Below are 22069 nucleotides of genomic sequence, written 5' to 3' on the forward strand. Positions count from 1 at the left end.
AAGCGTTGGCCGCCGGGGAAGAAAAGCTGAAGCAGAACATATCATTGGAACGAGCAACGTGCTCGTTCGGATCGATACCGTATGCTTGGTAATCTTCTCTCAGGTCTTCGATCCGAAACAACCCTAGGAACGAGGAATACGCAGATGTTTGGAAAACTCAAGACACTCGCAATTGCACTTCACCAGGACGAGCGCGGCGACATGGCCCAGATCGTTCTCGCCGTCGCCCTGATCGTCATTCCGCTGATGCTGATCCTGCTCGCATTCGGCAAACAGATCGGCGAATGGTTCAACGAAAAGAACACGGCGCTCTCGGATGCCGAGAGAATTCCCGAGCCGGGTCAATAAGTGGGCCGGGATCATGGATACGACCTATGATCTGACCCTGATGCCTGCGGCGGCGGCTCTTGCCGTCGCCTGCGCCACGACCGCGGCGGTGCTCGATCACCGCCAGGGTCACATCCCGAACGCCGTGACCTATCCCTGCTTGCTTGCCGGCTTCATGCTGGCGGCAGTCAGCGGCGGTCTGGCCGGGATCGGCCTTGCCTTCGCCGGCCTCATTGCGGCCGGCATGATCTTCATCATCGCCTTCGCAGCCGGAAGCTGCGGCGGCGGCGATGTCAAGCTGATGGCGGCGCTCGGCGCCATTCTCGGCCTCTGGCCGGCCATCGACGTGACGCTTGCATCGCTGATGGTCGGCGGCGTGATCGCCGTCTTCTCGATGGCGCGGCGTGTTCAGTGGAGCGTGCTGGCCAGGACCGTCGGATTGTTCGCCCTGCTTCTGCCTGCCGGTTTCCGCGATGCCGCTTCGGTGCTGAAGCCACGCGAGACACATCATACCGTCCGCTTCGGCGTTGCTGCCGCTCTCGGACTTCTCTGGTGCCTTTTCATGCCTGATTTCACCCCTCTTTCACTCGTGAGGTAACGGCAATGCGCGCTGAACTCGAACGCCCCATCTTCGACGGTGCCTTCTGGAGTTCGATCCTGCACTCACGGACCTTCTGGATCCCTGAGGATCACGGCGCGCTCTTCGGGACCTTTGCGATTGCGATGATTTTGCTTGCCTCGATGCTGCTGCTGCCGCGGCTTTCCGCCCGCCGGCGCCGGATATCGGAGCTGCACGGCGATATCTCCGGCAGCACGACGATGATGGATTTCGTGCTCGTCACCCCGGTCTTCGTCTTCTTCATGTTCGTGGTGTTCCAATTCGCGATCCTGGCCAAAAACCACCTCTTCACCCATTATGCCGCTTATGCGGCGGCCCGCAGTGCCCGGGTCTATTTCTGCCCGGCCCTGCCGATCACCCTCCGGAGCTTCATCGACGCCAAGACCTGCGATGACGACGCTGCCCCGGGGAAGGCCGATCTTGCCGCCCGCCTGGCATTGATCCCGGCCGCCCCCTACGACCAGCTGAAATGTGTCGGCGCCTGTCAGCCGCCGGAAGAGGCGCTGAAAAGCCTTGCCGATGCCTCCGGCCTTTCGAAGAACTGGCGCGCAATGCGCAACCAGGCTCGCTACATGTTCGACCCGCAGAACGTCACGGTGACCGTCGACCGCGCGCCTATGGCGCTCTATGCCGCCATCAACCGCTCGCCGCATGTGCCGGTGACCGCCAGGGTCGAAGCGCGCTTCCTGCTGCTCGAATATGCCGGCTGGGTCTTTGCCCGCGGCCAGAGGAAAGACGGCCGCTACTACACGATCTCGACGGCGGAGGTGAACCTGCTATGACGCCGACCCTGATCAAACGCCTGCACCGCGACGAACGCGGCTTCCTGTCGCCGATCATCCTCTACATGACGATCGCGCTCGCCCTGATGATCGTATGGATCCTGAATACGGGACAGTTGATCTACGACAAGCAGCGCACCCAGGACACGGCAGACGCTGCCGCTATGGTCCATGCCGACTGGGAAGCGCGCTATCTCAACATCATGGCGATGAACAACGTCGCCTCCTCGCAGGCAACCGTGGTCATGGCGACCTCGGTCGCCTTCCAGCTCACCTCGGCGGAACTGGCGCTGCGCTCGGGCGTCATTCTGGCGAAACTCGCCGAATACTCTTTCACGGACGGCTTCGGACCGGCGTCGCTTCTGCCGCCGCTTCCGCCGATGCCCTATTGCCCCGGCTGGGAAAAGGTCCCGATCGTCGGCGGCATCATCTACGGCGCTTGCCTGGCTTTCCAGGGGTTCCGGGCGACGGAGGCCAGTCTTGCGATTGCATACACGGTAAAAGCACAGATCGATTATGATCCCTGGGGCCTGATCGTGAAGTCTAGCGACATCATCGACGCGATGAACGACCTCAACGACTACCTGGTCGAGAGCTTTCCGCAGCGGGTCGGCAATGAGGCCCTGCATCTGGTGCGCCTGAACAAGTCGGATCATGTCGTCTTCCATCCGCCGTGCGAATCCTGCGACCAGGCCGGAGAAGGTGCGGGCGGTAACCTGCCGGTCGATCGCGATGGCATCAATCCCGCCTCGGCCTATGCTGAAATGTGCCTTGCGATGAGCAGGGGTACGGAGGGACAGGACCCGTTTCTGATGCGTGGCGAGTATGCCAACCGCGGCTTCCCCAACGGCAAAGGCCCGCTGACCGCGGGCGGAGTCGACGGCAGCCATATTCGCGACTTTGTCAACCACAAGAGTGGCATCGACAATGCACTGGTGAACTTCTACATCTTTTACGAAGCCTTCGGCCCGGCCTACCTGAGCAAGGTGCCGTTCAAAGCGATTGTCGAACAATATGCCGGCGATCTGAGCTGGCTGGAAGAAGCAGCGCTCGATGTCAGCTTCTGGCTCGCAGACAAGGTCTTCGGTGTCGGGTTCGGCATCGTGAACCCCTTCCAGCTGCCGATCGACGTGCCGCCGCGCTATTCGGACTCACAGACAAAAGACGAGAACGATTTCACCCGCAAGTTCGACATGATCTGGAACCAGGTCTGCGGCCCGGCGGGTGGCGCGATCTCTGTGGCGGGTGTTGACCTGCCGGTCATCTCCTTCCCCAAGCCTTACTGGCTGAAGGGACGCATACCCTTCAACTTCACGCCGTTTGGCGGCGAACAACTCGACGACTACCAGACGCTGGCGATCGTTTCACGCGCCCCGCGCGCCAGGCTGCAGATCCGCATCTTCAAGGACAAGACACCATCCGCCTATGCGCTCGCGCAGAGCTGGGTTCACAACTATACGGCCTTCGATCTCTACACCCAGGACTGGCTCGCATCGCTTGCACCCGACACGCTCGCCGACGACACCGGCGAGGTTTCGAACACCATCAAGCAGAGCCCGGCCGCCGATAGTTTCACCGGCCTGACCCGCGTCTTCGACAAGGGAGGAGCCAATGCCTGGGCTGCCGTCAACACACACTGAGCATGTCGGCGGCGCGCCGGCCGGCGGCCTGCTGATGCGGCTGCATCGCGACAGGCGCGGCCTGGCCTCGATCGAATTCGTGCTCGCAGCACCGGTCATCCTGCTGATCGTGATCTTCATGATCCACGCAAACCGGATTTCCACCAAGAAGGTGGGAACCATGCTTGCCATGCGCAACGCCGCTTTCGCCGAGGCGAATGGGCTGGACTGTACGTCGGATTTCTCGAACGTCTTTCCAATCCCGTCCTTGCCGGCGTTGCCCGGAAGTGACGCCATGAGCTGCTCGCGCACCCCCTCGCATGAAGGCGACGGCGACCCTCAGCGCACCTTTGTCTGGGACGACGTCCAGAACACGCTGAAGAGCGACGGTCGCGATTTCGGCGATATGGTCGGCGACCTCGCCAATGAGAAGCCGCAGCTGGTCACCGCGACGGCCGACCGGGTCTACAAGTTCAGGGATTCCGACGACCTCGATACGATCAGGAGCATCCGCTGGAAGGATGCGTTCACGGTGGACGACGCAACGCTGTTTGCCTCGCACAACAACAATACGACGCGCCGAGGCTATGACCCGACACTGCGCCGGGAAATCCGCGATGTGGCCGACGATTCCGGCGATCTCTTCGACGGCGTCTTTCCGGGAGCGAAATAGGATGAGACAGGGAGCGCGCATCTCCATCCGTTTCGCCGGCCATCTCACTGGTTTGGCGCTCGTCATCGGGCTCGCTGCCATGGTCGTGGCCAAACCAGGCCATGCGGAGGTCTACAAGGATTTCCGGGCGACGCTGAATTCGATGCTGGCCGGCATTCTCGGCGCACCGGAACGTTCGCCGCGCGATCTCGTCATTAACGGCCAGCCGCTCGAATTCACGCCCTATCAGAGCGATCGCAGCATTTCCGATATCACCGACGAATGGCTGCGGGTGCTGGCCGTCAATACCCGGCCTGCCCTGCCGAAAAGCAACGACAGCCAAGAACTGACCGCGGTCATTGCCGCCAACATGCTGATCGTCCCGAAGACCAGCCGCATCCGAGACGATCTCGCCGTAGTGGTTCGGTTCTTCGACGGCGACGGCGAGGCAGCCCTCGATTATCTCAGACGGCAGGACCCGGCAAATCCCTCGGCGAGAGCACCGATCCCCGGCGTCTCGATCATGATCCGCCGGCCCGCCGATGCGCCGGTGACAGAGGTGCTGATGAGCCGCTTCGAGGACGTCGCTTCGTCCCTGCCGGCCTTCGCGGCTTCGGCCGATGTCAGCAAGCTGCCGCCGTCGCTGCGTCCGCCGGCCGGCGTCGAGGTGCTGAGCGATATCGGCGACCGCGACAAGGGCCACACGTCGCGCACGGTCGTGTCGAAAGGCCGGCTATCGGCCGTACGCTGGGCCGATGCGCGCGCCGAGCTGCTGGCCCGTGACGGCTTCACCATCGAGGCGCCGCCGGCTGAGCGCGGCGGGGTCACCGCCCTTTATGGCCGGCGCGGCAGCGTCGAGGCCAATGTTCTCTACACCAGCAGCAAGACCGACGGCCGGACCGTCGAGGTCATTCAAATCAGGCAACCCTTCCTCGAAGGAACAACACCATGAACTGGAAGCTCATCGCGGCTGTCATCGTCGGGCTCATCACCGGCGTTCTGCTCTACTTCTGGACCGAGAGCGTCAAGAACGAGCAGGTAGCCTATGCCTTCATGCGGCTCCAGCCCGACAGGAAGGTGACGCGAGGTCAAGCGATCACGCCCGACATGCTCGCCGAACCGGTCATGCTGCCGGAAAGCTTCGGGGCGCTCGCCAAGCTCGCGGTTCCCGCGGCCAGCGCTTACCAGGAATGGCTGAAGGACAGGACGGCCGCCGCCGACATTCCCGCCGGCTCGGTGCTGCTGTTCCAGTATTTCGACGATAATGACGGCGGACGCCTGACGACGATGATCGCGCCCGGCAAGCGGGCGCTCACCCTTCCCGTCAATGCGGCCGCAGCCGTCGGCCACTTCGTCGAGCCGGGCAGCTATGTCGATATCCTCGGCACGGTCGATGAACCGGTCGAACCCGTCGCACCTGCCGCTGCAGCCCAGCCGGGAACCCCCGGCCAGGCGCCTGCCGCGCCCGGACAAGCCCCGACTGTGGCCGGACAGCCGCAGGCTCCGGCCCAGCCGCAGTCGCCGGCCGAGCAGATGCTGAAGAACTATCTCAACCAATATCCAGGGGCCGACGAGAATGACGTCAACGCCTACCGCAAACAGGCGCAAGACTATAAACTCGGCATGAGCTCGCGCACCCGCGTCGTCACCCGCACCTTCCTGCAGAATGTCAAAGTGCTGGCCGTCGGCGCGGCGACGACGGCGGAAGGTGCCATTACCAAGGCCAACAGCACGTACAATAACGTGACCGTCGAAGTGACACCGTCGGAAGCCGAAATGCTGATTTTTGCCATGGGCCAGTCGAACGGCAGTCTGAACCTCGTGCTGCGCAATCCCGCCGACAATACCGTCGAGGAACTGCCGAGCATCAACTGGACGCGTATGTGACCGTCGCGGAGGAGTGAGCCATGCTGTTGAAGATTTCCTATGAGGATGGCAGCGGCCGGGAGGTGATCCCGCTTTCTTCGAATGAGACCTATTTCGTCGGCGAAAGCAGCACGCTGACGCTGCCGGCCGGCGCCGGGGTCGTGCGGCTGCGCGGCAGCCACGTCTCTTCGCCGCAATTCGTGCTGCGCAAGTCCGGTCAGGGCTGGTCGGTGCAGCATCACGGCCGCAATCCGACGCGTGTCGACGACCAGCCGCTTCGGGCCGGCACGCCGGTTGCGATCTCGGCCGGCATGTCGATCTGGGTGCCGAACGTCACGATCGAACTCGTCGAGCCGACCGCGGCCGCCGAAGTCGTGACGCAGTTTCCGGACCAGGAGCGGGTGCTGGCGCTGCAGATGGAAGTCCATGAGCGATTGCTAAAAGACACGCAATATGACCGGCTGGTGAAATCCTCCGATTTCGGCCGCGAGGACACGCGAAACCGCATCCGCGAACGGCTCGACATGTTCATCAAGGAGGCGCTCGACAGTGCGCCGCAGGATCTGGTCATTCTCGTCATCAAGAACGCCGTCTATCGGTGGCTGGCAAAACGCATTGCCCGCACCGGGCGGCGCGATGCTTCGTCGAATGCCGCAAGCCTATCGCGCGAGGAGCAGGACAATCGCCGGCTGTTCGACGTCGGCAAGGCGCTGATCTCGGCGCTGCAGCTGAAGCTGAATTTCGAATCCACCCGCGCCGACTTCGCCCAGCTCGACACGCGGTTCAGCGCCGCCTTCCAGTCCCGCCAGGCCCTCTTCAACGCCGGCGACCGCTACGAGATCGCCCATATGCATCTGCGCTCCAATATCGAGGAGCTGATGTACCGCTGGGGGACGATCTCGGAGCTGATGGATCTCGACGTCATCTCGGAAATCATGGTGACGCGTTATGACGAGATCTATGTCGAAAAATTCGGCCTGCTGGAACGGTATCCCTTCGCCTTTGCCAATGAGCGGCAGTTGATGAAGGTGATCGAGCGCATCGCCGTCGATTCCAACCGCTCGATCAACGAGAGCGAGGCGATGGCCGACTTCCGCATGCCGGATGGATCGCGCGTCAACGCCGTGATCCCGCCGCTGGCGGTCAAGGGCGCCTGCCTGACCATCCGCAAGTTCGGCGGCAAGTCGCGTCTCGATATCAGCAAGCTGGTTACCGCCGGCGCGCTCAGCGAGCCGATGCGCGCCTTTCTTGAGGCGGCCGTCCGCTCGCGCAAGAACATCGTCGTCTCCGGCGGCACCGGCTCCGGCAAGACGACGCTGTTGAACAGCCTGTCGCAGTTCATCCCGATCGGCGAACGCGTCGTTGCCGTCGAGGACACGTCGGAACTGCAGCTCGACGGCATCCATGTGGTCTATCTGCAATCGCGGCCGAAGACGGCGGAATCCGAAACCAGCGTTACCATCCGCGACCTGGTGCGCAACGCGCTGCGCATGCGCCCCGACCGCATCATCGTCGGCGAGTGCCGGGGTGCCGAGGCGATCGACATGCTGCAGGCGATGAACACCGGCCATGCCGGCTCGATGACGACGGCGCATGCCAATACGCCGCAGGACATGATGACCCGGCTTGAGGTGATGGTGCTGCAGGGTCAGAGCTCGCTGCCGGTCATGGCGATCCGCCAGCAGATCGTCGCCGCCGTCGAACTCGTCGTCCAGCTCAACCGTCTGGCGAATGGCCGGCGTGCGGTGACCGAGATTTCCGAGGTGATCGGCATCGATCCGGATACCGGTCTGGTCATCGTCGAGCCGATCTTCCATCTGGTCGGCCGCGCCGGCGGCCAGGCGGTGCATGCCTTTACAGGCTACCTGCCGAGCTTCGTCGCCGAACTCGTCGAGTTCGGGGAAGACGGCGAAATCGAAAAACTCGATATGTTCGTTTAGAGCGGTTCAGGTTTTGCGGAAGCGCAGAACCGCTCTAAGCTTTTGTTTTTACGCAATTCCCGGCAAAAGGGCTTTGCGGTTTGCCTGGGAAAACCGCTTCGCACTTTTCCTGGAATTGCTCTGAGGGGGAAGCAATGTATATCAGCATTCTGCAGATTTTTACGGTCGCCCTTGGCGCGGTGACGGCGGGGCTGCTCGTCTGGGGCGCGCCGGTGCACTGGCCGGCGCCGCTGCTGCGCGCCACCGAACGTGATATTGCGCTGGCCAGCGAGGCAGCACAGGTCTTTGGGCGTGATGCCGTTCCGCCGTATACGATGATCCTTGCCTACGCCATCACGGCGATCGTCGTCTTCATCGTCGTCTCGCTGATCTTCGGGCCGATCTTCGGCATCGTCGTTGCCATCCCGGTCGCCTTGTTCCTGCCTAAGGCGGTGATCCGCCACTTCCTGCACCGGCGCTGGCTGCAGATCGAATCGCAGCTTCCCTATGCCGTCGACCAGATCGTCTCGGCGGTGCGCACCGGCAAGCCGCTCGCCGTGGCCGTCAATGCGGTGGCCGATACCGGCCAGATGCCGGGCTCGCGCGAATTCGAGCGCATCGCCCGCGAACAGAAGCTCGGCATCGGCCTGGTCGAGGCGCTCGACCGCCACGCCCGCACCGTGCCGAGCCTGCACTTCAAGATGGTCGATGCGGCCCTCGGTCTGTTTGCCCGCCAAGGCGGCGATATTTCCGAGCCGCTGACCGAAATGTCGAAATCCTTCAAGGAAATCTGGAAGCTCGATCAGAAGATCACCACCTCGTCGTCGCAGGCGCGCATGAATTTCCGCGTCGTCAACGGCGGCGCGCTGTTCATGATCCTGATGATCTTCTTCGGGCAGCCTGAATTGATCGACAAGGTGTTCGGCAACGCCATCGGCATCGTCATCGCGATCGTCGGCGCCATTCTCTATGCCACCGGCTTCTTCTGGATGCGCTCGATGATGAAGGTGTCGGTCTGATGTCTCAAATTCCTCTCGCCCCGATTGCGGTGGTTTTTGCCGGCATTACCGCGGCCCTCTTCGTCTGGTGGATCGGCGATCTGCTCGGCAGCATCCAGGTGGTGCGCCGATCCCGCGGCGGCGATGGCCCGCCGCCGAATATCGTCGACAGCATCGGCATGCGCACGCCGGTCGAATTCGTGCTGCTGCACTTCGAGCCGCTGCTGGAAGATTACGGCGTCCAGCTCGAGCAGAAGCTGATCTATGGCGGCCGGCCGTTCGGCGGCGTCACCGGGCGGGAATATATCGCGCTTCTCGTTGTCCTCAGCCTCTTCGGCTTCGTCCTGCTCGGCGTGCTGTTCGGCATTGCCAGCGGCAGCATCATCGGCGGCCTGGTCGCCGGTCTGATCCTCGGGCTGATCCCCGCCATCTATTTCTGGGTGGTCGCCGACGACAAGATGCAGGATCGCAAGGAACGCATTTCGCGCGAATTTCCCTATTTCCTCGATCTCGTCGTCATGACGCAGCAGGCGCAGGCGACCCTGCCGGAAAGCCTGCGGCTTTATGCCGAGGCGGCACCCGGCACGGTGATGAGCGAAGAGATCGATCAGACGCTGAAGGACGTGGCGCTCGGCACCGGCATGGTCGAGGCGCTGCAGCGCCTGGAGCGGCGCATGACTGCCGAGGAGGTCATCCGGGTCATCCGTGCGGTGATCCAGGGCGAGGTCGAGGGCAGCAACCGCGTCGAGCTTCTGCGCGAACATGCGCGCGACCTGCGCTTCCGCCGCTGGGAAAAGGCCGACAGGGCCAGTGAAAAGCTGAAAGCCAAGATCGTCATGCCGGCGATGATGATCGTCGTGTCGATCCTGCTTCTGGTGCTGGCGCCGGCAATTGTCGAGATGATGTCGAGTGGGATGTTCTGATCATGGCCTTTTCCTTCTTTCGCGGAAACAAACCCAGCCTTCTGCAGACCGGACCCGGCGGCCAGAGCCGCAGCCATGTGCTCGACCGGCCTGAGATGTCGATCGGCCGGGCTTCGAATGCCGATATCGTCGTCGACGATCCGTTTCTGGCGCCGATCCATGCGCGCATCGAAAAACAGAACGACGGCGGCTTCATCATTCGCCGCATGGGGCTGAACCCGATTATGCTGCGCGGCGAAGCCCTCTTGCAGACTGCCTCGCTGAAGACAGGCGACAGCTTCCGCCTCGGCAAGGATGTCGAATTCCAGTTTCTGGAGAAGGCGCCGGCCAAGGAGGCGCCGAAGAAGGAGGCATCCAAGACTGGTGACGACAAGCCGAAGAAGCCGCTGCTCAAGCAGCCGGCTTTCCTCGCCGGCATGGGTGTCGTCTATCTCGCCATCGTCGGCATCATCGGCTACGTGATCTTGTCCGATAGCGGCAGCACCGAGGGCGGACCGACCGCCGAGCGTATCAACGCCGAGGCCGCCCGCATCCCGACCTGCATCAAGAACGCCCGGCGCATGCGCCAGGTCTCCGAACCAAGCTTCAACGGCGCCGTCGGCGGCCGTGTCGGCCGCGATGGCGATGCAACCTATGCTGCCCTTTCGCTGGCGGCCGAACCGTCGGACGACGCGGCGCTGGCAAAGGCCGCCGAGCCGATCGTCGAGGCCTACAAACGCACCGCAATTGCCGCCCTTGCCTCGGAAACCCGCGGCAACAAAACGCTGGCGCTGAGCCTCTACCAGCAGACCTATGATCTCGTGCCCGACATTAACTGCTCGGCGGCGCGTTTTGCGCTGCAGCGGCGAGCGGCCGTGAAGCCGCCTGCCAAGCGTTGATCGCAGGTCCGGAATTGCGTGAAAACAAAGAGATAGAACGCGAAACCGCTACGCATTTTTGCTGGAATTGCTCTTTGTTCGGGACGTTGGACGTAAGAGAGTTCAGGCTGACGCGACGAGGTCGGAAGCGAAGGCGCGATAGCTATGGAGCGGGCGTCCCAGCAGTTGAGTGAGACGCTCGACATCGCCCGCTTCCGGCACCATGCCGTCGCTGACATAGCGTTCGGCCATCAGCCTCATCTCGTAGGCCATCCATTTCGGCATGAAGGTGGCGAGATTCTGCTCGAACGCCGTGGGGTCGTCGCCGCCATAGATGACCGGGCGACCCAGGACCTCCGACCAGATGGCGGCGAGGTCCGAGCCGGTCAGCGTATTCGGGCCAACCAGGTTGATGGTCTCGACCGGCAGCTTGCCGGGTGCTCGATCCCGCCGGATCAGCTCGATCGCCGCGACCTCGGCGATGTCTCGGGTGTCGACCATGGCCACCCCCTTGCTGCCAATCGGCATCGGATAGACGCCATGATTGAAGATGACGTCTTTGATCATGAGCTCATTGTCGATGAAGTAGGCCGGACGCAAGATAGTGGCGCTAAAACCCATCGCTTCGATCATCCGTTCGGCACCCGACTTCACCGCGAAGTGGGGCACGTTCACGAACCGCTCGCTATGGATGACGGACAGGTAGACGACACGCTCGACGCCTGACTCGCGCGCAATGTTGAGAGCGATGAGCGCTTGCGTAAATTCGTCGCCCGCCACCGCGTTCAGAAGGAAGAGGGTTCTGATGCCGTCGAAGGCGGCGCGCAATGCGTCGATGTCGAGCATGTCGCCCTGCACGACCTCCACGTCGGCCGGGAGGTTGGCCTTTGAGGGATCGCGGACGAGAACGCGAACCGAGGCTTTGCGCTTGAGAAGTTGGCTGACAACCTGGCGGCCCACGCGGCCGGTTGCGCCTGTAACAAGGATAGTCATGTGATTTCTCCGGGGTAGTCATTGTTGACAACCCGAATATGGATGGCTCACAGATGATCCAATAGACGCTGAATCTGGACGCCGCGTCTCATGGATGGAACAGATGGATTTGCTTGCCCTCGCCGATTTCGTCACCGTCGCCCGCCACGGCGGCTTCGGCCGCGCCGCACGCGCTGCCGGCCGTCCCAAAGCCACGCTCTCGCGCCGGGTAGCGGAACTCGAAGCCAGCCTCGGGCTCCGGCTATTCGAGCGCGGTGCGCGTATGCTCAAGCTGACGGAGGAGGGGCGAGCGCTTCATGAGAGGGCTGGCGCGCTGCTGACGGAACTCGACGAAACGGCCGCAGCCATCGCATTCGGCGGCAACAGCCCGCGGGGCAGGTTGCGGATCAGTGCACCATTGCTGTTTTCCCAGACGGCGATGGGCAAACTGGCCGCGGGATTCGCCCTTAGATATCCGGAGGTCCGCCTGGAGATCACGACAGAGGACCGTGCCGTCGACATGGTGGAGGAAGGATACGACGTGGTGATCCGTGTCAATCCAGACCCGGATGAGAGCCTTGTCGGACGGGTTTTCCTGCGTGATGGACTGGTGATTGTAGCAAGCCCGAGCGTTCCGCACCCGGCGAAGGGGGCAGTGGTGCCCGTGGTCGTCCGCGGCTCGCTGGATCAAGGCGGGTCCTGGACGATGATGACGCCGACCGGGCAATCCAAGATTGTCGTTGATCCAGTTCTTTGCCTATCTTCGCTGACCATGGTCCGAGATGCCGTCCGGATGGGCATCGGCGCGGCGCGTCTTCCTGTATCCCTGGTCAGCCGTGATCTTGCTGCCGGCACACTGGTCCGTTGGGGAGATGTCGATGGGCCTGAAACGCGGCTCTGGGCTCTCTATCCATCGCGACGGCTACTCAGCGCGCGTGTGTCCGCCTTCCTCGACTATTTGAAAGTGGCCTTTCCCATGGGTACGGCGGAAGAGCTGGCAGCCTATGTCGAGGGATAGGTTCTGATCTCTCGAAGCGACCGAGTGCATGAAAAGGTTAGCTCTCTCTTGTGTGTGAGCAACATCATGACCATCGACCGCCCGAACGAGACATCGCACCCTTCGCGTCTCGTTGAAGGGGATGACGAGCCGATAGACGACGCGCTTTCGCAACGCCTCGGTCAGGATTGTCGTCATCCCCGCTCGGATCAGCCTGCAGCGTTCGGCACCGGCGTGTTGAGCAGTTGCTGTTCCCACAGGAATGCGATCCCGCTACCGCCGGCATGCTGGGTAATCACCTCGGTCAAGGCGGCGGCCTGGTCGGTCCGGGCCCAGTCGCGCTGCCATTCGGACGCCAGTGCCATCCACGTCATCATGTTTGCGCCAGCCGCGATCATGCGCTGGATGGCGACCTCATGGGCTTCGACCGATACAGCGCCGGACGCGTCGGTGATGACAGTCACATCCCAGCCTTCGCCGAGGGCCTGGATCGTCGGCATCGCGACGCAGACCTCGGTCCACAGACCGGCAATGATCAGCTGCTTGCGGCCGGTCGCCTTGACCGCGTCCACCACTTTGCGATCCTCCCAGGTATTGATGAACGTCCGGTCGATCACCTCCTGACCAGGAAACACATCCGTGATCTGGGGGAAGAGGAGACCGCCTCGCGCGGCGATCACCGTGGTCAGGATTGTCGGAACACCGAAGGCCTTGGCGGCCTTCGCCAGCCCCGTCGTATTGTTGATCACCATCTGCGGCTCGTGGCTGTTCACATTCGCGAGCTGGTAAGGCTGGTGATCGATCAGAACGAGGACCGAATCCTCGGGACGAAGAAGCGAAGCAAGGCCATTGCGAAAAGTCATGAATACATCCTCTGCTGCCGTTGTGTGGGAGGTTGGTATGCCGGGTGACACGCGCCAGCAGCGGCGCTGCCTCCGAAACGGACACTGTCATTCCCATTTGCGATACGGTAGTGCTCACTCGTGCCAAGCTGTGTTGCGAAATGGGGAACGCCGAAGTGGATATTGAAGAGCTCAGGACATTCGTGGAAGTTGCGGATGCGGGTGGCGTTACATCAGCCGCGCGCCGGCTCGGCATCTCCAAGTCAATCGTCAGCCGGCGGCTCGTCCGGCTTGAAGCGGATCTCGGCGTCCAGCTTCTTGCACGAACCACCCGCGGCGCGGCGCTCACCGAGGCCGGGATCACGTTTCGGGACTATGCGGCCAGGGTCTGCGCCGAGATCGACGCGGCCAGGGAGACGATCCTGCCCGCCGGTGACCTTTGCGGCCGCCTGAGAGTTGCACTGCCGCTTTCCTTCGGCCCGACCCACTTCGCGCCCGTGCTCGCGGACATGGCGCGACGCCACCCCCAGCTTCACATCGACACCTCCTACAGCGATCGCTTCGTCGATCTCATTGCAGAGGGTTTCGATTGTGCGATCCGGGTTGGTTTCCTTCCGGACTCCAACCTGATCGCAAAGCGCGTCGGACCGATTTATGGCAAGCTCGTCGCGAGCCCGGACTATATCAAAGGCAATGGTTCACCTGCGAGGCCGGAGGACCTCGCCGCCCATCAGGCCCTCATGCAGGGAACGGAAACCTGGCAATTCATGGATGGCGACAGGATCGTCACGGTTCATCCGCGGGGGCGATTCAAGGCGGACAACGCCACGGCACTTGCCGCCGCCGCATTGGCAGGGCTCGGCATCGCCTGGATCCCCGACGGCATCACCCATCAATACGTGGCCTCCGGCGCGCTGGTTCCGGTCATGACACGCTATCCTCCGCCTCCGGCAGGCATCTACGTCATCCGCCCGCCGGGCCAGCATCCCGCCCGCAAGGTACGGGTCCTCTCCGAAATGCTGATCGAGTGTTTCGAACAGGCCCCGCAGCCAGCGGGCTTCGATCGCTAACCCCCGAAGGGCGCGGAGGCCGGGCACGGTCTCATCCGATGTCAGGGCTTGGCGAGGTTCGCCAGCGCCTCGGGCGAGTATGCGCGCAGCGATCCCTCAATGACCGCTTGTGTGACGGGTTTCGGATGCTGCCGGCCCGAAGCAGACCTGACGCGTGCCAAAGGGACGCTCCTCAGAATGCGTGGAATTTCTGGCATCCGCCCGCCGACCCTGCCATAAATTGATTTCATCGAGGGAGGCACCATGATGCAGAAGAAAGCGCCGGACTTCAGCCTTGAGGGCAAGGTGACTTTGGTGACGGGAGCGAGCCGTGGCATCGGTCGAGCTTGCGCGCTTGCCTGTGCCGCAGCAGGCTCCGATATTGTTTTGGGGGTCCGCGATGTCGCAGCGTCGGCAGGCCTGGTGGCCGAACTCGAGGGGACGGGACGAAAAGTCATCACTGTTGAACTGGACATTCCCAACAAGGCCCATATCGCACAAGCCGTCGATGCAGCGCTTGCTACATTCGGTCGGGTCGACGTGCTCATCAACAATGTCGGCGTGGCTCCCGGCAATCTCGCGGAACTCGTCGAGGAGAAGGACCTTGACGAGATCCTCGATGTCAACATTAAGGGCACCTTTCTGATGACGCAGGCAGTGGGGCGTCACATGATCAAGCGCAATGGGGGCCGGATCATCAACATCAGCTCACAGGCCGGCACCGTGGCCCTGCGCGGCGAGGCAATCTATTGCATGAGCAAGGCGGCAATCAATCACCTCACGCGCTGCCTTGCAGCCGAATGGGCAGCCTATAATGTCACCGTGAACACCGTATCGCCGACGTTCATCCACACGGATGGTACAGCACCTTTTCTATCCGATGCCGACAATCGCAAAGCGACGCTCGGTCACATTCCACTCGGCCGGATCGGTGAAACCGATGATGTGGTGGGTGCCGTCGTCTTCCTGGCATCGCCGGCTTCGAGCCTGATCACCGGTGCCAACCTGCTGGTGGACGGTGGATGGTCCGTCGCATGAGGCCGAGGCTGCTACACGCCTCGGACAATCTGACATAGAGGTGGCTCATCGCGTCCCGCTGGCCATGCTGACTAGGCTCCGGCTGGTACAAGAATCATCGATCGAACTTTTTCGAGTGGATGAAAAGCCGTTCGTCCACCCCATGAGATGAAGACGCCAGTCCTACCCTGAAAAGCCAGGGCGTTTGTGTAATAGCAGTCGTTGGTCAGGATGTCGTAGCGGGCCGTCGCGTAGCGAAATGCGAAAAATGTGCTGCCATAACCCACACCGATCGACATGATGATGCCGAGCGGCAAGGCGAGCAGCGGTAACCTGCGCTGCCGGACATCCGCCAGCCAGAGGCCCGCTGCCGCGAGAATACCTGGGATGACCGACATGGCGATGAAGACGAGGTCAGGTGAAGCGGGTGCTCCGAAGTCGTCGTCTACGTAAAGCGCCCGGCCAAACTCCATCACCACAGGCATGAAGCGCGCAAAGGCGATTGACAGGATCAGAACACAGATAATGCGAACACGCACGGGTCCGCTCCCAAGCTAAACCGACCTTCGACAATTGCGGCAATCATACGATCAACTGGCTCCGCTGCCATGGGCTTGCACGCCTGAGTTAATTTCGAAGTTAATAATCCATCTATCGGGTTGTGGGGCTGTTAGGCGATATCCCGAAACTTAGCGACATCTCGCGCCGGCCAGCGCCGGTTGGAAGAAGGCGGATCGCCGAACTCTATCGCATGCCTAAACTCCTTCAGCGATAAGTTGTCTTTTAAGGAGTGTGCCTTACTGTCCTCGTATCGGAGGAGTGGATCATGACGATGATAGTTTCGGCTCTTATCGGGGTGGCATTAGGCATCGCCTTATTGGCAGCGGTTTTTCTCTTTGCTTTTCGTCGCAAGGTCACCAACAAGTCGACCACGAAATCGGCCGATAACTACGACGTGTTTGATAAGGACCCGAGCTTCTACAGCTCCTATGACGTATCCGATAAATAAACCGGGCGACTCCACGTGGCCTATTTTCGCGCCATTCTACTTCAAGAACAATTCAAGCAAAGTGGGACTGGAACACCGGTTACTGTAGACTGCGAGCGCGAGCTTATACGCGTCCGCTAAGTAGCGACCGTTGGCGTCCCGAGTGTCGCTAGCCAAACCGTTCCACCAGGAAATCGATCACCGTCCGCAACATCGCTGTCGGCCGGCGGTTCGGCGGATAGACGAGGGACATCGGAACGGGCTTGTAGGACCATTCCGGCAGCACCTGCTCAAGCCGTCCTTCGACGATATCAGCGGCGAGCAGCAGTTCCGGCTGAAGCACAATTCCCGCGCCGCTGAGCGCTGCCATGCGAAGTGCTGCCCCCTGGTTGGTGGAGAATTTTCCGGAAATCAACACGTCACGCATTTCGCCTCCCGGCCCGACCAGGTGCCAGCGATCCTGCATGCGCCAATAGGAGTGGCCGAGGCAGAGATGGTTCGTCAGAGCCTCAGGCGAGGCCGGCCGGCCATGGCGGGCGAGATAATCCGGCGCGGCAGCGAGAATCCGCCGGTAGGGCGTGAGCGGGCGGGCGACCAGGCTGTCGTCGGATAACGGTCCGATGTGGATGCCGAGCTCGAACCCCTCGCCGACGAGGTCATGGACATTGTTGTCGAGCGACAGCTCGATGCTGACGTCGGGATAGGCGTTCTGGTAATCGATCAGCGCCGGCACCAGGATCTGCGTCCCGAAGCTGACCGGTGCCACCAACCGAAGCCGGCCGCGCGGCGCCGATTGCAGCTCGCTCGCCGAAGCCTCGGCCAGCGCCACTTCGGAAAGCGCGCGTTTGCAGCGCTCGTAATAGAGCTGGCCAACCTCTGTGAGCTGATGGCGTCGGGTGGTGCGATGGATCAGCTTCGCCCCGAGCCGGGTCTCGATGGTCTTGATGTGCTTGGCGACCATGGCAGGCGACACTTGCGCGATCTCCGCGGCGGCCGCGAAACTGCCGTTGTCGATGACCCTGACAAACATCGCCATGCCGGCCAGCTTGTCCATGATTGCCTACCTGTTGGTTTCGAATGACGATACCGGCAGCTTATTTATCAACCTCAGCATTTGCAAGATAGTGGTCACGCCCGAGCCAAGGCGACTGATATAACCAACATGACCAAGGAGAAAACATGCCTATTCTTCATCTGCAGATGCATCCCGGCCGCACCGACGATCAGAAACGCGCCTTCGCCCGGGAAGCGACGAAGGCCGCCGTCGAGACGCTGGCATGCCCGCCGGAATCGGTGGAAATCCTCATAACGGAGATCGCCAAGGATTCCTGGGCGGTAGGCGGCAAGCTGAAATCCGAGGCCTGAGAGACGTCCCGCAGCATCGAAGCTCGAGCTGCGGGACGCCGCCATGCTGTTGGACAGGGAGCCGGCACGCGGCTCCCGTGTTGACCGCGTCGAGCGACCGGTTGACTTACTGGCTGCTGCGAATCCACCGCCCGCAAGCTGGGGGCACCTGGCTTCGCCCGGACTTAGGCTTTCCGCGCATTTGAGCCATGGCGGAGTCTGCCTGAAAGCAGACATCGTCGACGAACACGCTGTAGGTCGCAGATGCACCAGAGAACTTGATCTCAGCCGAGATCGCCCTGGGCAGAAGTTCCCCTGTCTCTGTCTTCCTGCTATCGTGGAGATGGGGGACGGCTCTATGAGCGAGAATCGCAAGCTGGCCGCAATTCTGGCCGCGGACGTAGTTGGATACAGCCGGCTCGCCAGCGAGGACGAAGATCGCACCCTGGCAAGGTTGCGGGCACTGCGCAGCGACCTGATCGATCCAACCATCGCAGTGCACAACGGCCGTGTCATCAAGCGCACTGGTGACGGAGCGCTGGTCGAATTCCGCAGCGTTGTCGATGCCGTGCGCTGCGCCATCGAGGTGCAGAACGGCATGGTCGAGCGCAACGCCGGTGTTCAGCAGGATCGGCGCATCGAGTTCCGGATCGGCATCCATCTGGGGGACGTAGTAGAGGAATTCGATGGCGACCTGATGGGCGACGGCGTCAACATCGCCTCGCGTCTCGAGGGTATCGCGGCCCCCGGCGCTATTTGCCTGTCCGAGGACGCCTATCGCCAGGTCAGGGCGAGACTCGATCTCTCCGTCAGCGATCTCGGCAACACGCAACTCAAGAACATTGCCGAGCCGATCCGGATCTATTCGCTCCAGGTCGGCACCGCCGCGGAGGTAAAGCCAGGAGTGACCGCCGCCGTTGCTCCTGCGCCGGCCGCATTGCCGTTGGACCTCTCGATTGCCGTGCTGCCATTCGTCAACATGAGCGGCGATGCCGAGCAGGAGTACTTCGCTGACGGCATCTCCGAAGATATCATCACAGCTCTATCGAAGCTGTCGCAGCTGTTTGTCATCGCTCGCAACTCGTCGTTTACCTTCAAGGGCCGGAACGTGAACGTGCAGGAAGTGGGCGACAGCCTCAAGGTGCGCTACGTGCTGGAAGGAAGCGTCCGCAAATCAGGCAACAAGGTGAGGATCACCGCGCAGCTGATTGATGCCACTACCGGCGGGCATCAGTGGGCGGAGCGTTTCGATCGCGACCTGACCGATATCTTCGCAGTGCAGGATGACGTCACGCAGCAGATCGTCGGCGCTCTGGAACTCAAGCTGACGGCCGGGGACCAGCAGCGGCTCGCGACCGAGCAAACTCAAAATCTGGAAGCCTATGACTGCTTCCTGCGGGGCCGTGAACACATGTGGCGGCTGACGAGAGAGCAGAACATTCAGGGCCGGCAATTGCTGCAGCGCGCCGTCGATCTGGACCCGAAATTCGCCCCGGCGCACGCCTTCCTCGCCGTCACGCACGGGCTGGCCTACGTTAACCAGTGGAGCCGATCGCCGTCGAAATCGCTGGAACAGGCGACCGAGGCTGCGACGCTGGCGGTGGCGCTCGACGATCGGTATCCGTACGCACATTGGGCGCTGGCCGTCGTCAACTTGTACCTGCGACGACTTGACGTGGCCATCCGCGAGGCTGAACGCGCGATCGCGCTTGCTCCCAATCTTGTCGAGGGCCACGAGAGCCTCGGAAACGCGCTGCACTATGCGGGCAGATCCGACGAGGCCCTCGTCTCCTTCGAGCGGGCGATGGCCCTGAATCCATATTATCCAGACATTTTTCTGCACTTCCACGCGCAGGCGATGTTCCAGTTGGGCAGGTACGAGGAGGCCGTTGTCTTCCTGAAGCGACGACTAGTCCGCAATCCAGCCACCGACATCTCACGTGTGTTGCTGGCGGCGAGCTATGGTCACTTGGGCTGCTTGGCGGAGGCGCGGGGGCAGTGGGAGGAAGTGTTCCGGATCAATCCCGATTATTCCCTGGAGCACAGGCGCAAAGTGCTGCCCTACAAGAACCCTGCCGATTTCGAGCGCATTGTGGACGGACTGCGCAAAGCTGGCCTCACCGAGTGATTGCATTCCATCGCCGGCAGTCGTCCCACAGCTTCCGTACGGCTCTAGAGCACGCCGCCTTGTATCTGGTTCGCCTCAGATTGTGCGAACGAACATCGAGAAAACATGCATATTCTTCACCTGCAGATGCATCCCGGCCGAACCGACGATCAGAAACGCGCCTTCGCCCGCGAAGCGACCAAGGCCGCCGTCGAAACGCTGGCATGCCCGCCAGCGACACCAGAAAGTCGTCTCGAAAACAGGCTTGCGAATCAGATAAGTGTATGCTTATGTGTTGGCATGATCGAGAATGACTTTTTCCGAGCTCTGGCAGACCCGACCCGCCGCGCGATTTTCGAGAAGCTGGCGGCGGGGAGCATGAACGCCAGCGCCTTGCGTGAAGGCATGGAGATCAGCCAGCCGGCAATGTCGCAACACCTTGCAGTTCTGCGGAGTGCAAAGCTCGTGAGGGAACAACGACAGGGGCGTTTCGTGAATTACGAAGTCGATCCCGATGGGTTGGCTCTCATCGCCCAGTGGCTCGCAAAATACCGCGCCTATTGGCCGGAGCGTATCGCAGCACTCAAAGTCTTGCTGAAGGACATGGATCAATGAACGAAGGGAAGACCAAGGAGCAGGATAGCAGCGTCGAGCAGGAATTTGACTTGAGCGATCCGCCGCAAAAGGTCTGGCGCGCTGTCACCGTTCCCGAATTTCGGGAAAGGTGGTTGCCAAAGGAGGCATTGGCCGATCCCGATGCGATCGCCGTCACCCCCGGCCAAGAAGTCCGCTACAAGCTGCGCGACGACAGCCCACCATTCCTTGAAAGCACCGTGACGTTCACGATCACACCGAACGCGACGGGCGGAACCTGCCTTCGGATCGTCCACGAACTGACGGATGCAAGATTCGACCGAATGGCGAGGACGGCCGTAAACAGCAACAGCCCGCCCCTCATGCTCGCCGCCTGACGCGGCGAGCCTCACCCTAAAACTCTGGAAGTTTGGAGGTCGCCGATGCGCGAAGCGATGCAGCTCGTCCCTATGGTCATAGAACAGTCCAGCCGGGGGGAACGATCATTCGATATTTATTCCCGGCTTCTTCGTGAGCGGATTATCTTTCTCAATGGCGAGGTGAACGACACCGTTTCGGCCCTCGTCTGCGCGCAGCTGCTGTTTCTGGAAGCAGAAAACCCCAAAAAGCCCATCAACCTCTATATCAATTCGCCGGGCGGCGTCGTGACCAGCGGCCTCGCCATGTATGACACCATGCGCTACATCCGCGCACCGGTTCACACGCTCTGCATGGGTACGGCCCGCTCTATGGGATCGTTTCTACTGATGGCGGGCGAGCCGGGCGAGCGGGCCACCCTACCAAATGCAAGCATCCTGATCCACCAGCCATCAGGCGGCTTTCAGGGGCAGGCGTCGGATATGCAAATTCACGCCGAGGAAATCCTGAAAACAAAGCAGCGTATGACACGGCTCTACGCGGAACATTGCGGGCGCTCCTATGAGGATTTTGAACGCGCCATGGACCGCGACCGCTTCATGACGCCGCAAGAAGCATTGGAATGGGGCTTGATCGACAAGATCATGCAGGTCCGCGAAGCCCCGGCCGATCAGTAAGGGATATGGCCCCGTTGTCGCAAAAATCCCGATTAACGCGACACTTGTTTTCCTGTCTTTTGCAACGCCGCAGAATAGACAGTTTCGCGATGCCAGCAATGATCGCTTGTGGCGCAAACCTGCGTCAGCTTCTCGAAATTGGGACTATCTTTGCGCCTTCGACGGCAGGTCCGGTCGTCGCGCTGCCACGCCCTGCGGGACGAGACAGAGAGCCGCGATGCCCGCCTCTTCGGCCGCACGCAGAAGCGCTTCCCGGAATTGTTCCGGGGCAATTTTCCCGCTGATTGCGTCGACGCAGGCTTTCACGGCAGCGACATATTCCTCGCCGTCATCGAAAGGCCAGTCGTTCATCAGGAGACGTGCCGCGTCGCCCAGCGTCCATACGATCTTGCGAGACGCCGGACCCCGCAAAGCAAAACCGACCGGCGTGAATGCTGCTGATGTATTCCAGCACATTGTCCTCGACCCCTCAAGGCGGGGATACTGCAGTCCCCACCTCTAATATACGCACATTTTATGAAAGTTGGAATTGAAATTTGGTGAAGAGTACCGCTTGAGCGCGA

Annotated in this window: 24 protein-coding genes and 2 pseudogenes; 21 read left to right on the forward strand and 5 right to left on the reverse strand. The window is 61.6% G+C overall.

Annotated features, from left to right (window positions below; translation table 11 throughout):
* Positions 1-144: 144 nt before the first annotated feature.
* The 11 genes from J3O30_RS28495 to J3O30_RS28545 all read left to right on the forward strand — a co-directional run bounded on the left by J3O30_RS28495 (position 145) and on the right by J3O30_RS28545 (position 10583).
* Positions 145-348 (forward strand): hypothetical protein, encoded by a 204-nt coding sequence (locus J3O30_RS28495; RefSeq protein ID WP_007628054.1) that lies wholly within the window; start codon positions 145-147, stop codon positions 346-348.
* 13 nt (positions 349-361) lie between these two features.
* On the forward strand, positions 362-925 hold the full coding sequence (locus J3O30_RS28500; RefSeq protein WP_207585339.1) for a prepilin peptidase: 564 nt from the start codon (positions 362-364) through the stop codon (positions 923-925).
* Between the two features lie 5 nt (positions 926-930).
* The gene (locus tag J3O30_RS28505; protein ID WP_207585340.1) at positions 931-1728 is read left to right on the forward strand and encodes a TadE/TadG family type IV pilus assembly protein; all 798 of its coding nucleotides are present in this window, start codon (positions 931-933) and stop codon (positions 1726-1728) included.
* Positions 1725-3368 carry a pilus assembly protein TadG-related protein gene (locus J3O30_RS28510; protein WP_207585341.1) on the forward strand — a complete coding sequence of 548 codons (1644 nt, stop codon included), beginning with the start codon at positions 1725-1727 and terminating at the stop codon, positions 3366-3368. Before J3O30_RS28505 ends, J3O30_RS28510 begins: the two co-directional genes overlap by 4 nt.
* Positions 3340-4020, forward strand: coding sequence for a TadE family protein (locus J3O30_RS28515; RefSeq protein WP_207585342.1), 681 nt, complete (start codon positions 3340-3342; stop codon positions 4018-4020). The genes J3O30_RS28510 and J3O30_RS28515 overlap by 29 nt, the downstream gene beginning before the upstream one ends.
* Before the next feature lies 1 nt (position 4021).
* A complete protein-coding gene (locus J3O30_RS28520; protein ID WP_207585343.1) occupies positions 4022-4951 on the forward strand; it encodes a hypothetical protein in 930 nt (309 codons plus the stop codon).
* Positions 4948-5886, forward strand: a complete 939-nt coding sequence (locus J3O30_RS28525) for an RcpC/CpaB family pilus assembly protein (RefSeq protein WP_207585344.1) — start codon at positions 4948-4950, stop codon at positions 5884-5886. The genes J3O30_RS28520 and J3O30_RS28525 overlap by 4 nt, the downstream gene beginning before the upstream one ends.
* Positions 5887-5906: 20 nt before the next feature.
* Positions 5907-7805, forward strand: a complete 1899-nt coding sequence (locus J3O30_RS28530; protein ID WP_207585345.1) for an ATPase, T2SS/T4P/T4SS family — start codon at positions 5907-5909, stop codon at positions 7803-7805.
* A 134-nt stretch (positions 7806-7939) separates the two neighbouring features.
* Positions 7940-8803 carry a type II secretion system F family protein gene (locus J3O30_RS28535; protein WP_207585346.1) on the forward strand — a complete coding sequence of 288 codons (864 nt, stop codon included), beginning with the start codon at positions 7940-7942 and terminating at the stop codon, positions 8801-8803.
* On the forward strand, positions 8803-9705 hold the full coding sequence (locus J3O30_RS28540) for a type II secretion system F family protein (protein ID WP_207585347.1): 903 nt from the start codon (positions 8803-8805) through the stop codon (positions 9703-9705). The genes J3O30_RS28535 and J3O30_RS28540 overlap by 1 nt, the downstream gene beginning before the upstream one ends.
* A gap of 2 nt (positions 9706-9707) precedes the next feature.
* Positions 9708-10583, forward strand: coding sequence for an FHA domain-containing protein (locus J3O30_RS28545; RefSeq protein ID WP_207585348.1), 876 nt, complete (start codon positions 9708-9710; stop codon positions 10581-10583).
* Positions 10584-10685: 102 nt separating this feature from the next.
* Here J3O30_RS28545 and J3O30_RS28550 read toward each other — a convergent pair whose 3' ends face one another.
* On the reverse strand, positions 10686-11555 hold the full coding sequence (locus J3O30_RS28550) for an NmrA/HSCARG family protein (protein ID WP_207585349.1): 870 nt from the start codon (positions 11553-11555) through the stop codon (positions 10686-10688).
* A gap of 103 nt (positions 11556-11658) precedes the next feature.
* Between J3O30_RS28550 and J3O30_RS28555 the strand changes: the two genes are divergently transcribed.
* Positions 11659-12552, forward strand: coding sequence for a LysR substrate-binding domain-containing protein (locus tag J3O30_RS28555; RefSeq protein ID WP_207585350.1), 894 nt, complete (start codon positions 11659-11661; stop codon positions 12550-12552).
* Between the two features lie 188 nt (positions 12553-12740).
* On the opposite strand, the gene J3O30_RS28560 is transcribed toward J3O30_RS28555, so the two are convergent.
* Positions 12741-13394: a hydrolase gene (locus J3O30_RS28560; protein WP_207585351.1), complete on the reverse strand. Its 654-nt coding sequence runs from the start codon at positions 13392-13394 to the stop codon at positions 12741-12743.
* Positions 13395-13549: 155 nt separating this feature from the next.
* Between J3O30_RS28560 and J3O30_RS28565 the strand changes: the two genes are divergently transcribed.
* Positions 13550-14443, forward strand: coding sequence for a LysR family transcriptional regulator (locus J3O30_RS28565; RefSeq protein ID WP_207585352.1), 894 nt, complete (start codon positions 13550-13552; stop codon positions 14441-14443).
* Between the two features lie 246 nt (positions 14444-14689).
* Positions 14690-15460: a glucose 1-dehydrogenase gene (locus J3O30_RS28570; RefSeq protein ID WP_207585637.1), complete on the forward strand. Its 771-nt coding sequence runs from the start codon at positions 14690-14692 to the stop codon at positions 15458-15460.
* 71 nt (positions 15461-15531) lie between these two features.
* On the opposite strand, the gene J3O30_RS28575 is transcribed toward J3O30_RS28570, so the two are convergent.
* Positions 15532-15978: a hypothetical protein gene (locus J3O30_RS28575; protein ID WP_207585353.1), complete on the reverse strand. Its 447-nt coding sequence runs from the start codon at positions 15976-15978 to the stop codon at positions 15532-15534.
* A gap of 287 nt (positions 15979-16265) precedes the next feature.
* Between J3O30_RS28575 and J3O30_RS28580 the strand changes: the two genes are divergently transcribed.
* A complete protein-coding gene (locus tag J3O30_RS28580) occupies positions 16266-16448 on the forward strand; it encodes a hypothetical protein (protein ID WP_207585354.1) in 183 nt (60 codons plus the stop codon).
* A 148-nt stretch (positions 16449-16596) separates the two neighbouring features.
* Here J3O30_RS28580 and J3O30_RS28585 read toward each other — a convergent pair whose 3' ends face one another.
* Entirely contained in the window at positions 16597-17481 is an 885-nt protein-coding gene (locus tag J3O30_RS28585; RefSeq protein ID WP_207585355.1) for a LysR family transcriptional regulator, read from the reverse strand.
* Between the two features lie 113 nt (positions 17482-17594).
* Between J3O30_RS28585 and J3O30_RS28590 the strand changes: the two are divergent.
* From J3O30_RS28590 to J3O30_RS28610, 6 genes and pseudogenes are all read left to right on the forward strand, one after another.
* Positions 17595-17792: pseudogene (locus J3O30_RS28590) on the forward strand (4-oxalocrotonate tautomerase); the annotation flags it as partial.
* 337 nt (positions 17793-18129) lie between these two features.
* Positions 18130-19899 carry an adenylate/guanylate cyclase domain-containing protein gene (locus tag J3O30_RS28595; RefSeq protein WP_207585356.1) on the forward strand — a complete coding sequence of 590 codons (1770 nt, stop codon included), beginning with the start codon at positions 18130-18132 and terminating at the stop codon, positions 19897-19899.
* A 126-nt stretch (positions 19900-20025) separates the two neighbouring features.
* Positions 20026-20103, forward strand: a pseudogene (locus tag J3O30_RS33670) (tautomerase family protein); the annotation flags it as partial.
* Positions 20104-20178: 75 nt separating this feature from the next.
* On the forward strand, positions 20179-20493 hold the full coding sequence (locus tag J3O30_RS33420; RefSeq protein ID WP_246762890.1) for a metalloregulator ArsR/SmtB family transcription factor: 315 nt from the start codon (positions 20179-20181) through the stop codon (positions 20491-20493).
* A complete protein-coding gene (locus tag J3O30_RS28605; protein WP_207585358.1) occupies positions 20490-20849 on the forward strand; it encodes an SRPBCC domain-containing protein in 360 nt (119 codons plus the stop codon). Before J3O30_RS33420 ends, J3O30_RS28605 begins: the two co-directional genes overlap by 4 nt.
* A gap of 45 nt (positions 20850-20894) precedes the next feature.
* Complete coding sequence (locus J3O30_RS28610; protein WP_207585359.1) at positions 20895-21506, forward strand: ATP-dependent Clp protease proteolytic subunit; 612 nt, start codon at positions 20895-20897, stop codon at positions 21504-21506.
* A 144-nt stretch (positions 21507-21650) separates the two neighbouring features.
* Here the strand turns inward: J3O30_RS28610 and J3O30_RS28615 are convergent, their stop codons facing one another.
* Positions 21651-21962 carry a DUF982 domain-containing protein gene (locus tag J3O30_RS28615; RefSeq protein WP_207585360.1) on the reverse strand — a complete coding sequence of 104 codons (312 nt, stop codon included), beginning with the start codon at positions 21960-21962 and terminating at the stop codon, positions 21651-21653.
* Positions 21963-22069 lie beyond the last annotated feature (107 nt).

Source organism: Rhizobium sp. NZLR1 (assembly GCF_017357385.1).
Lineage (GTDB): Bacteria > Pseudomonadota > Alphaproteobacteria > Rhizobiales > Rhizobiaceae > Rhizobium.

What these genes read in the sequence shown, in the direction of transcription:
- J3O30_RS28540 (WP_207585347.1), top strand. Translation starts at nt 8,803, where the DNA reads ATGTCTCAAATTCCTCTCGCCCCGATTGCGGTGGTTTTTGCCGGCATT.
- J3O30_RS28520 (WP_207585343.1), top strand. Translation starts at nt 4,022, where the DNA reads ATGAGACAGGGAGCGCGCATCTCCATCCGTTTCGCCGGCCATCTCACT.
- J3O30_RS28500 (WP_207585339.1), top strand. Translation starts at nt 362, where the DNA reads ATGGATACGACCTATGATCTGACCCTGATGCCTGCGGCGGCGGCTCTT.
- J3O30_RS28505 (WP_207585340.1), top strand. Translation starts at nt 931, where the DNA reads ATGCGCGCTGAACTCGAACGCCCCATCTTCGACGGTGCCTTCTGGAGT.
- J3O30_RS28525 (WP_207585344.1), top strand. Translation starts at nt 4,948, where the DNA reads ATGAACTGGAAGCTCATCGCGGCTGTCATCGTCGGGCTCATCACCGGC.
- J3O30_RS28555 (WP_207585350.1), top strand. Translation starts at nt 11,659, where the DNA reads ATGGATTTGCTTGCCCTCGCCGATTTCGTCACCGTCGCCCGCCACGGC.
- J3O30_RS28595 (WP_207585356.1), top strand. Translation starts at nt 18,130, where the DNA reads ATGAGCGAGAATCGCAAGCTGGCCGCAATTCTGGCCGCGGACGTAGTT.
- J3O30_RS28510 (WP_207585341.1), top strand. Translation starts at nt 1,725, where the DNA reads ATGACGCCGACCCTGATCAAACGCCTGCACCGCGACGAACGCGGCTTC.
- J3O30_RS28550 (WP_207585349.1), bottom strand. Translation starts at nt 11,555, where the DNA reads ATGACTATCCTTGTTACAGGCGCAACCGGCCGCGTGGGCCGCCAGGTT.
- J3O30_RS33420 (WP_246762890.1), top strand. Translation starts at nt 20,179, where the DNA reads ATGATCGAGAATGACTTTTTCCGAGCTCTGGCAGACCCGACCCGCCGC.
- J3O30_RS28545 (WP_207585348.1), top strand. Translation starts at nt 9,708, where the DNA reads ATGGCCTTTTCCTTCTTTCGCGGAAACAAACCCAGCCTTCTGCAGACC.
- J3O30_RS28560 (WP_207585351.1), bottom strand. Translation starts at nt 13,394, where the DNA reads ATGACTTTTCGCAATGGCCTTGCTTCGCTTCTTCGTCCCGAGGATTCG.
- J3O30_RS28515 (WP_207585342.1), top strand. Translation starts at nt 3,340, where the DNA reads ATGCCTGGGCTGCCGTCAACACACACTGAGCATGTCGGCGGCGCGCCG.
- J3O30_RS28610 (WP_207585359.1), top strand. Translation starts at nt 20,895, where the DNA reads ATGCGCGAAGCGATGCAGCTCGTCCCTATGGTCATAGAACAGTCCAGC.
- J3O30_RS28530 (WP_207585345.1), top strand. Translation starts at nt 5,907, where the DNA reads ATGCTGTTGAAGATTTCCTATGAGGATGGCAGCGGCCGGGAGGTGATC.
- J3O30_RS28580 (WP_207585354.1), top strand. Translation starts at nt 16,266, where the DNA reads ATGACGATGATAGTTTCGGCTCTTATCGGGGTGGCATTAGGCATCGCC.
- J3O30_RS28605 (WP_207585358.1), top strand. Translation starts at nt 20,490, where the DNA reads ATGAACGAAGGGAAGACCAAGGAGCAGGATAGCAGCGTCGAGCAGGAA.
- J3O30_RS28535 (WP_207585346.1), top strand. Translation starts at nt 7,940, where the DNA reads ATGTATATCAGCATTCTGCAGATTTTTACGGTCGCCCTTGGCGCGGTG.
- J3O30_RS28585 (WP_207585355.1), bottom strand. Translation starts at nt 17,481, where the DNA reads ATGGACAAGCTGGCCGGCATGGCGATGTTTGTCAGGGTCATCGACAAC.
- J3O30_RS28615 (WP_207585360.1), bottom strand. Translation starts at nt 21,962, where the DNA reads ATGTGCTGGAATACATCAGCAGCATTCACGCCGGTCGGTTTTGCTTTG.
- J3O30_RS28570 (WP_207585637.1), top strand. Translation starts at nt 14,690, where the DNA reads ATGCAGAAGAAAGCGCCGGACTTCAGCCTTGAGGGCAAGGTGACTTTG.
- J3O30_RS28495 (WP_007628054.1), top strand. Translation starts at nt 145, where the DNA reads ATGTTTGGAAAACTCAAGACACTCGCAATTGCACTTCACCAGGACGAG.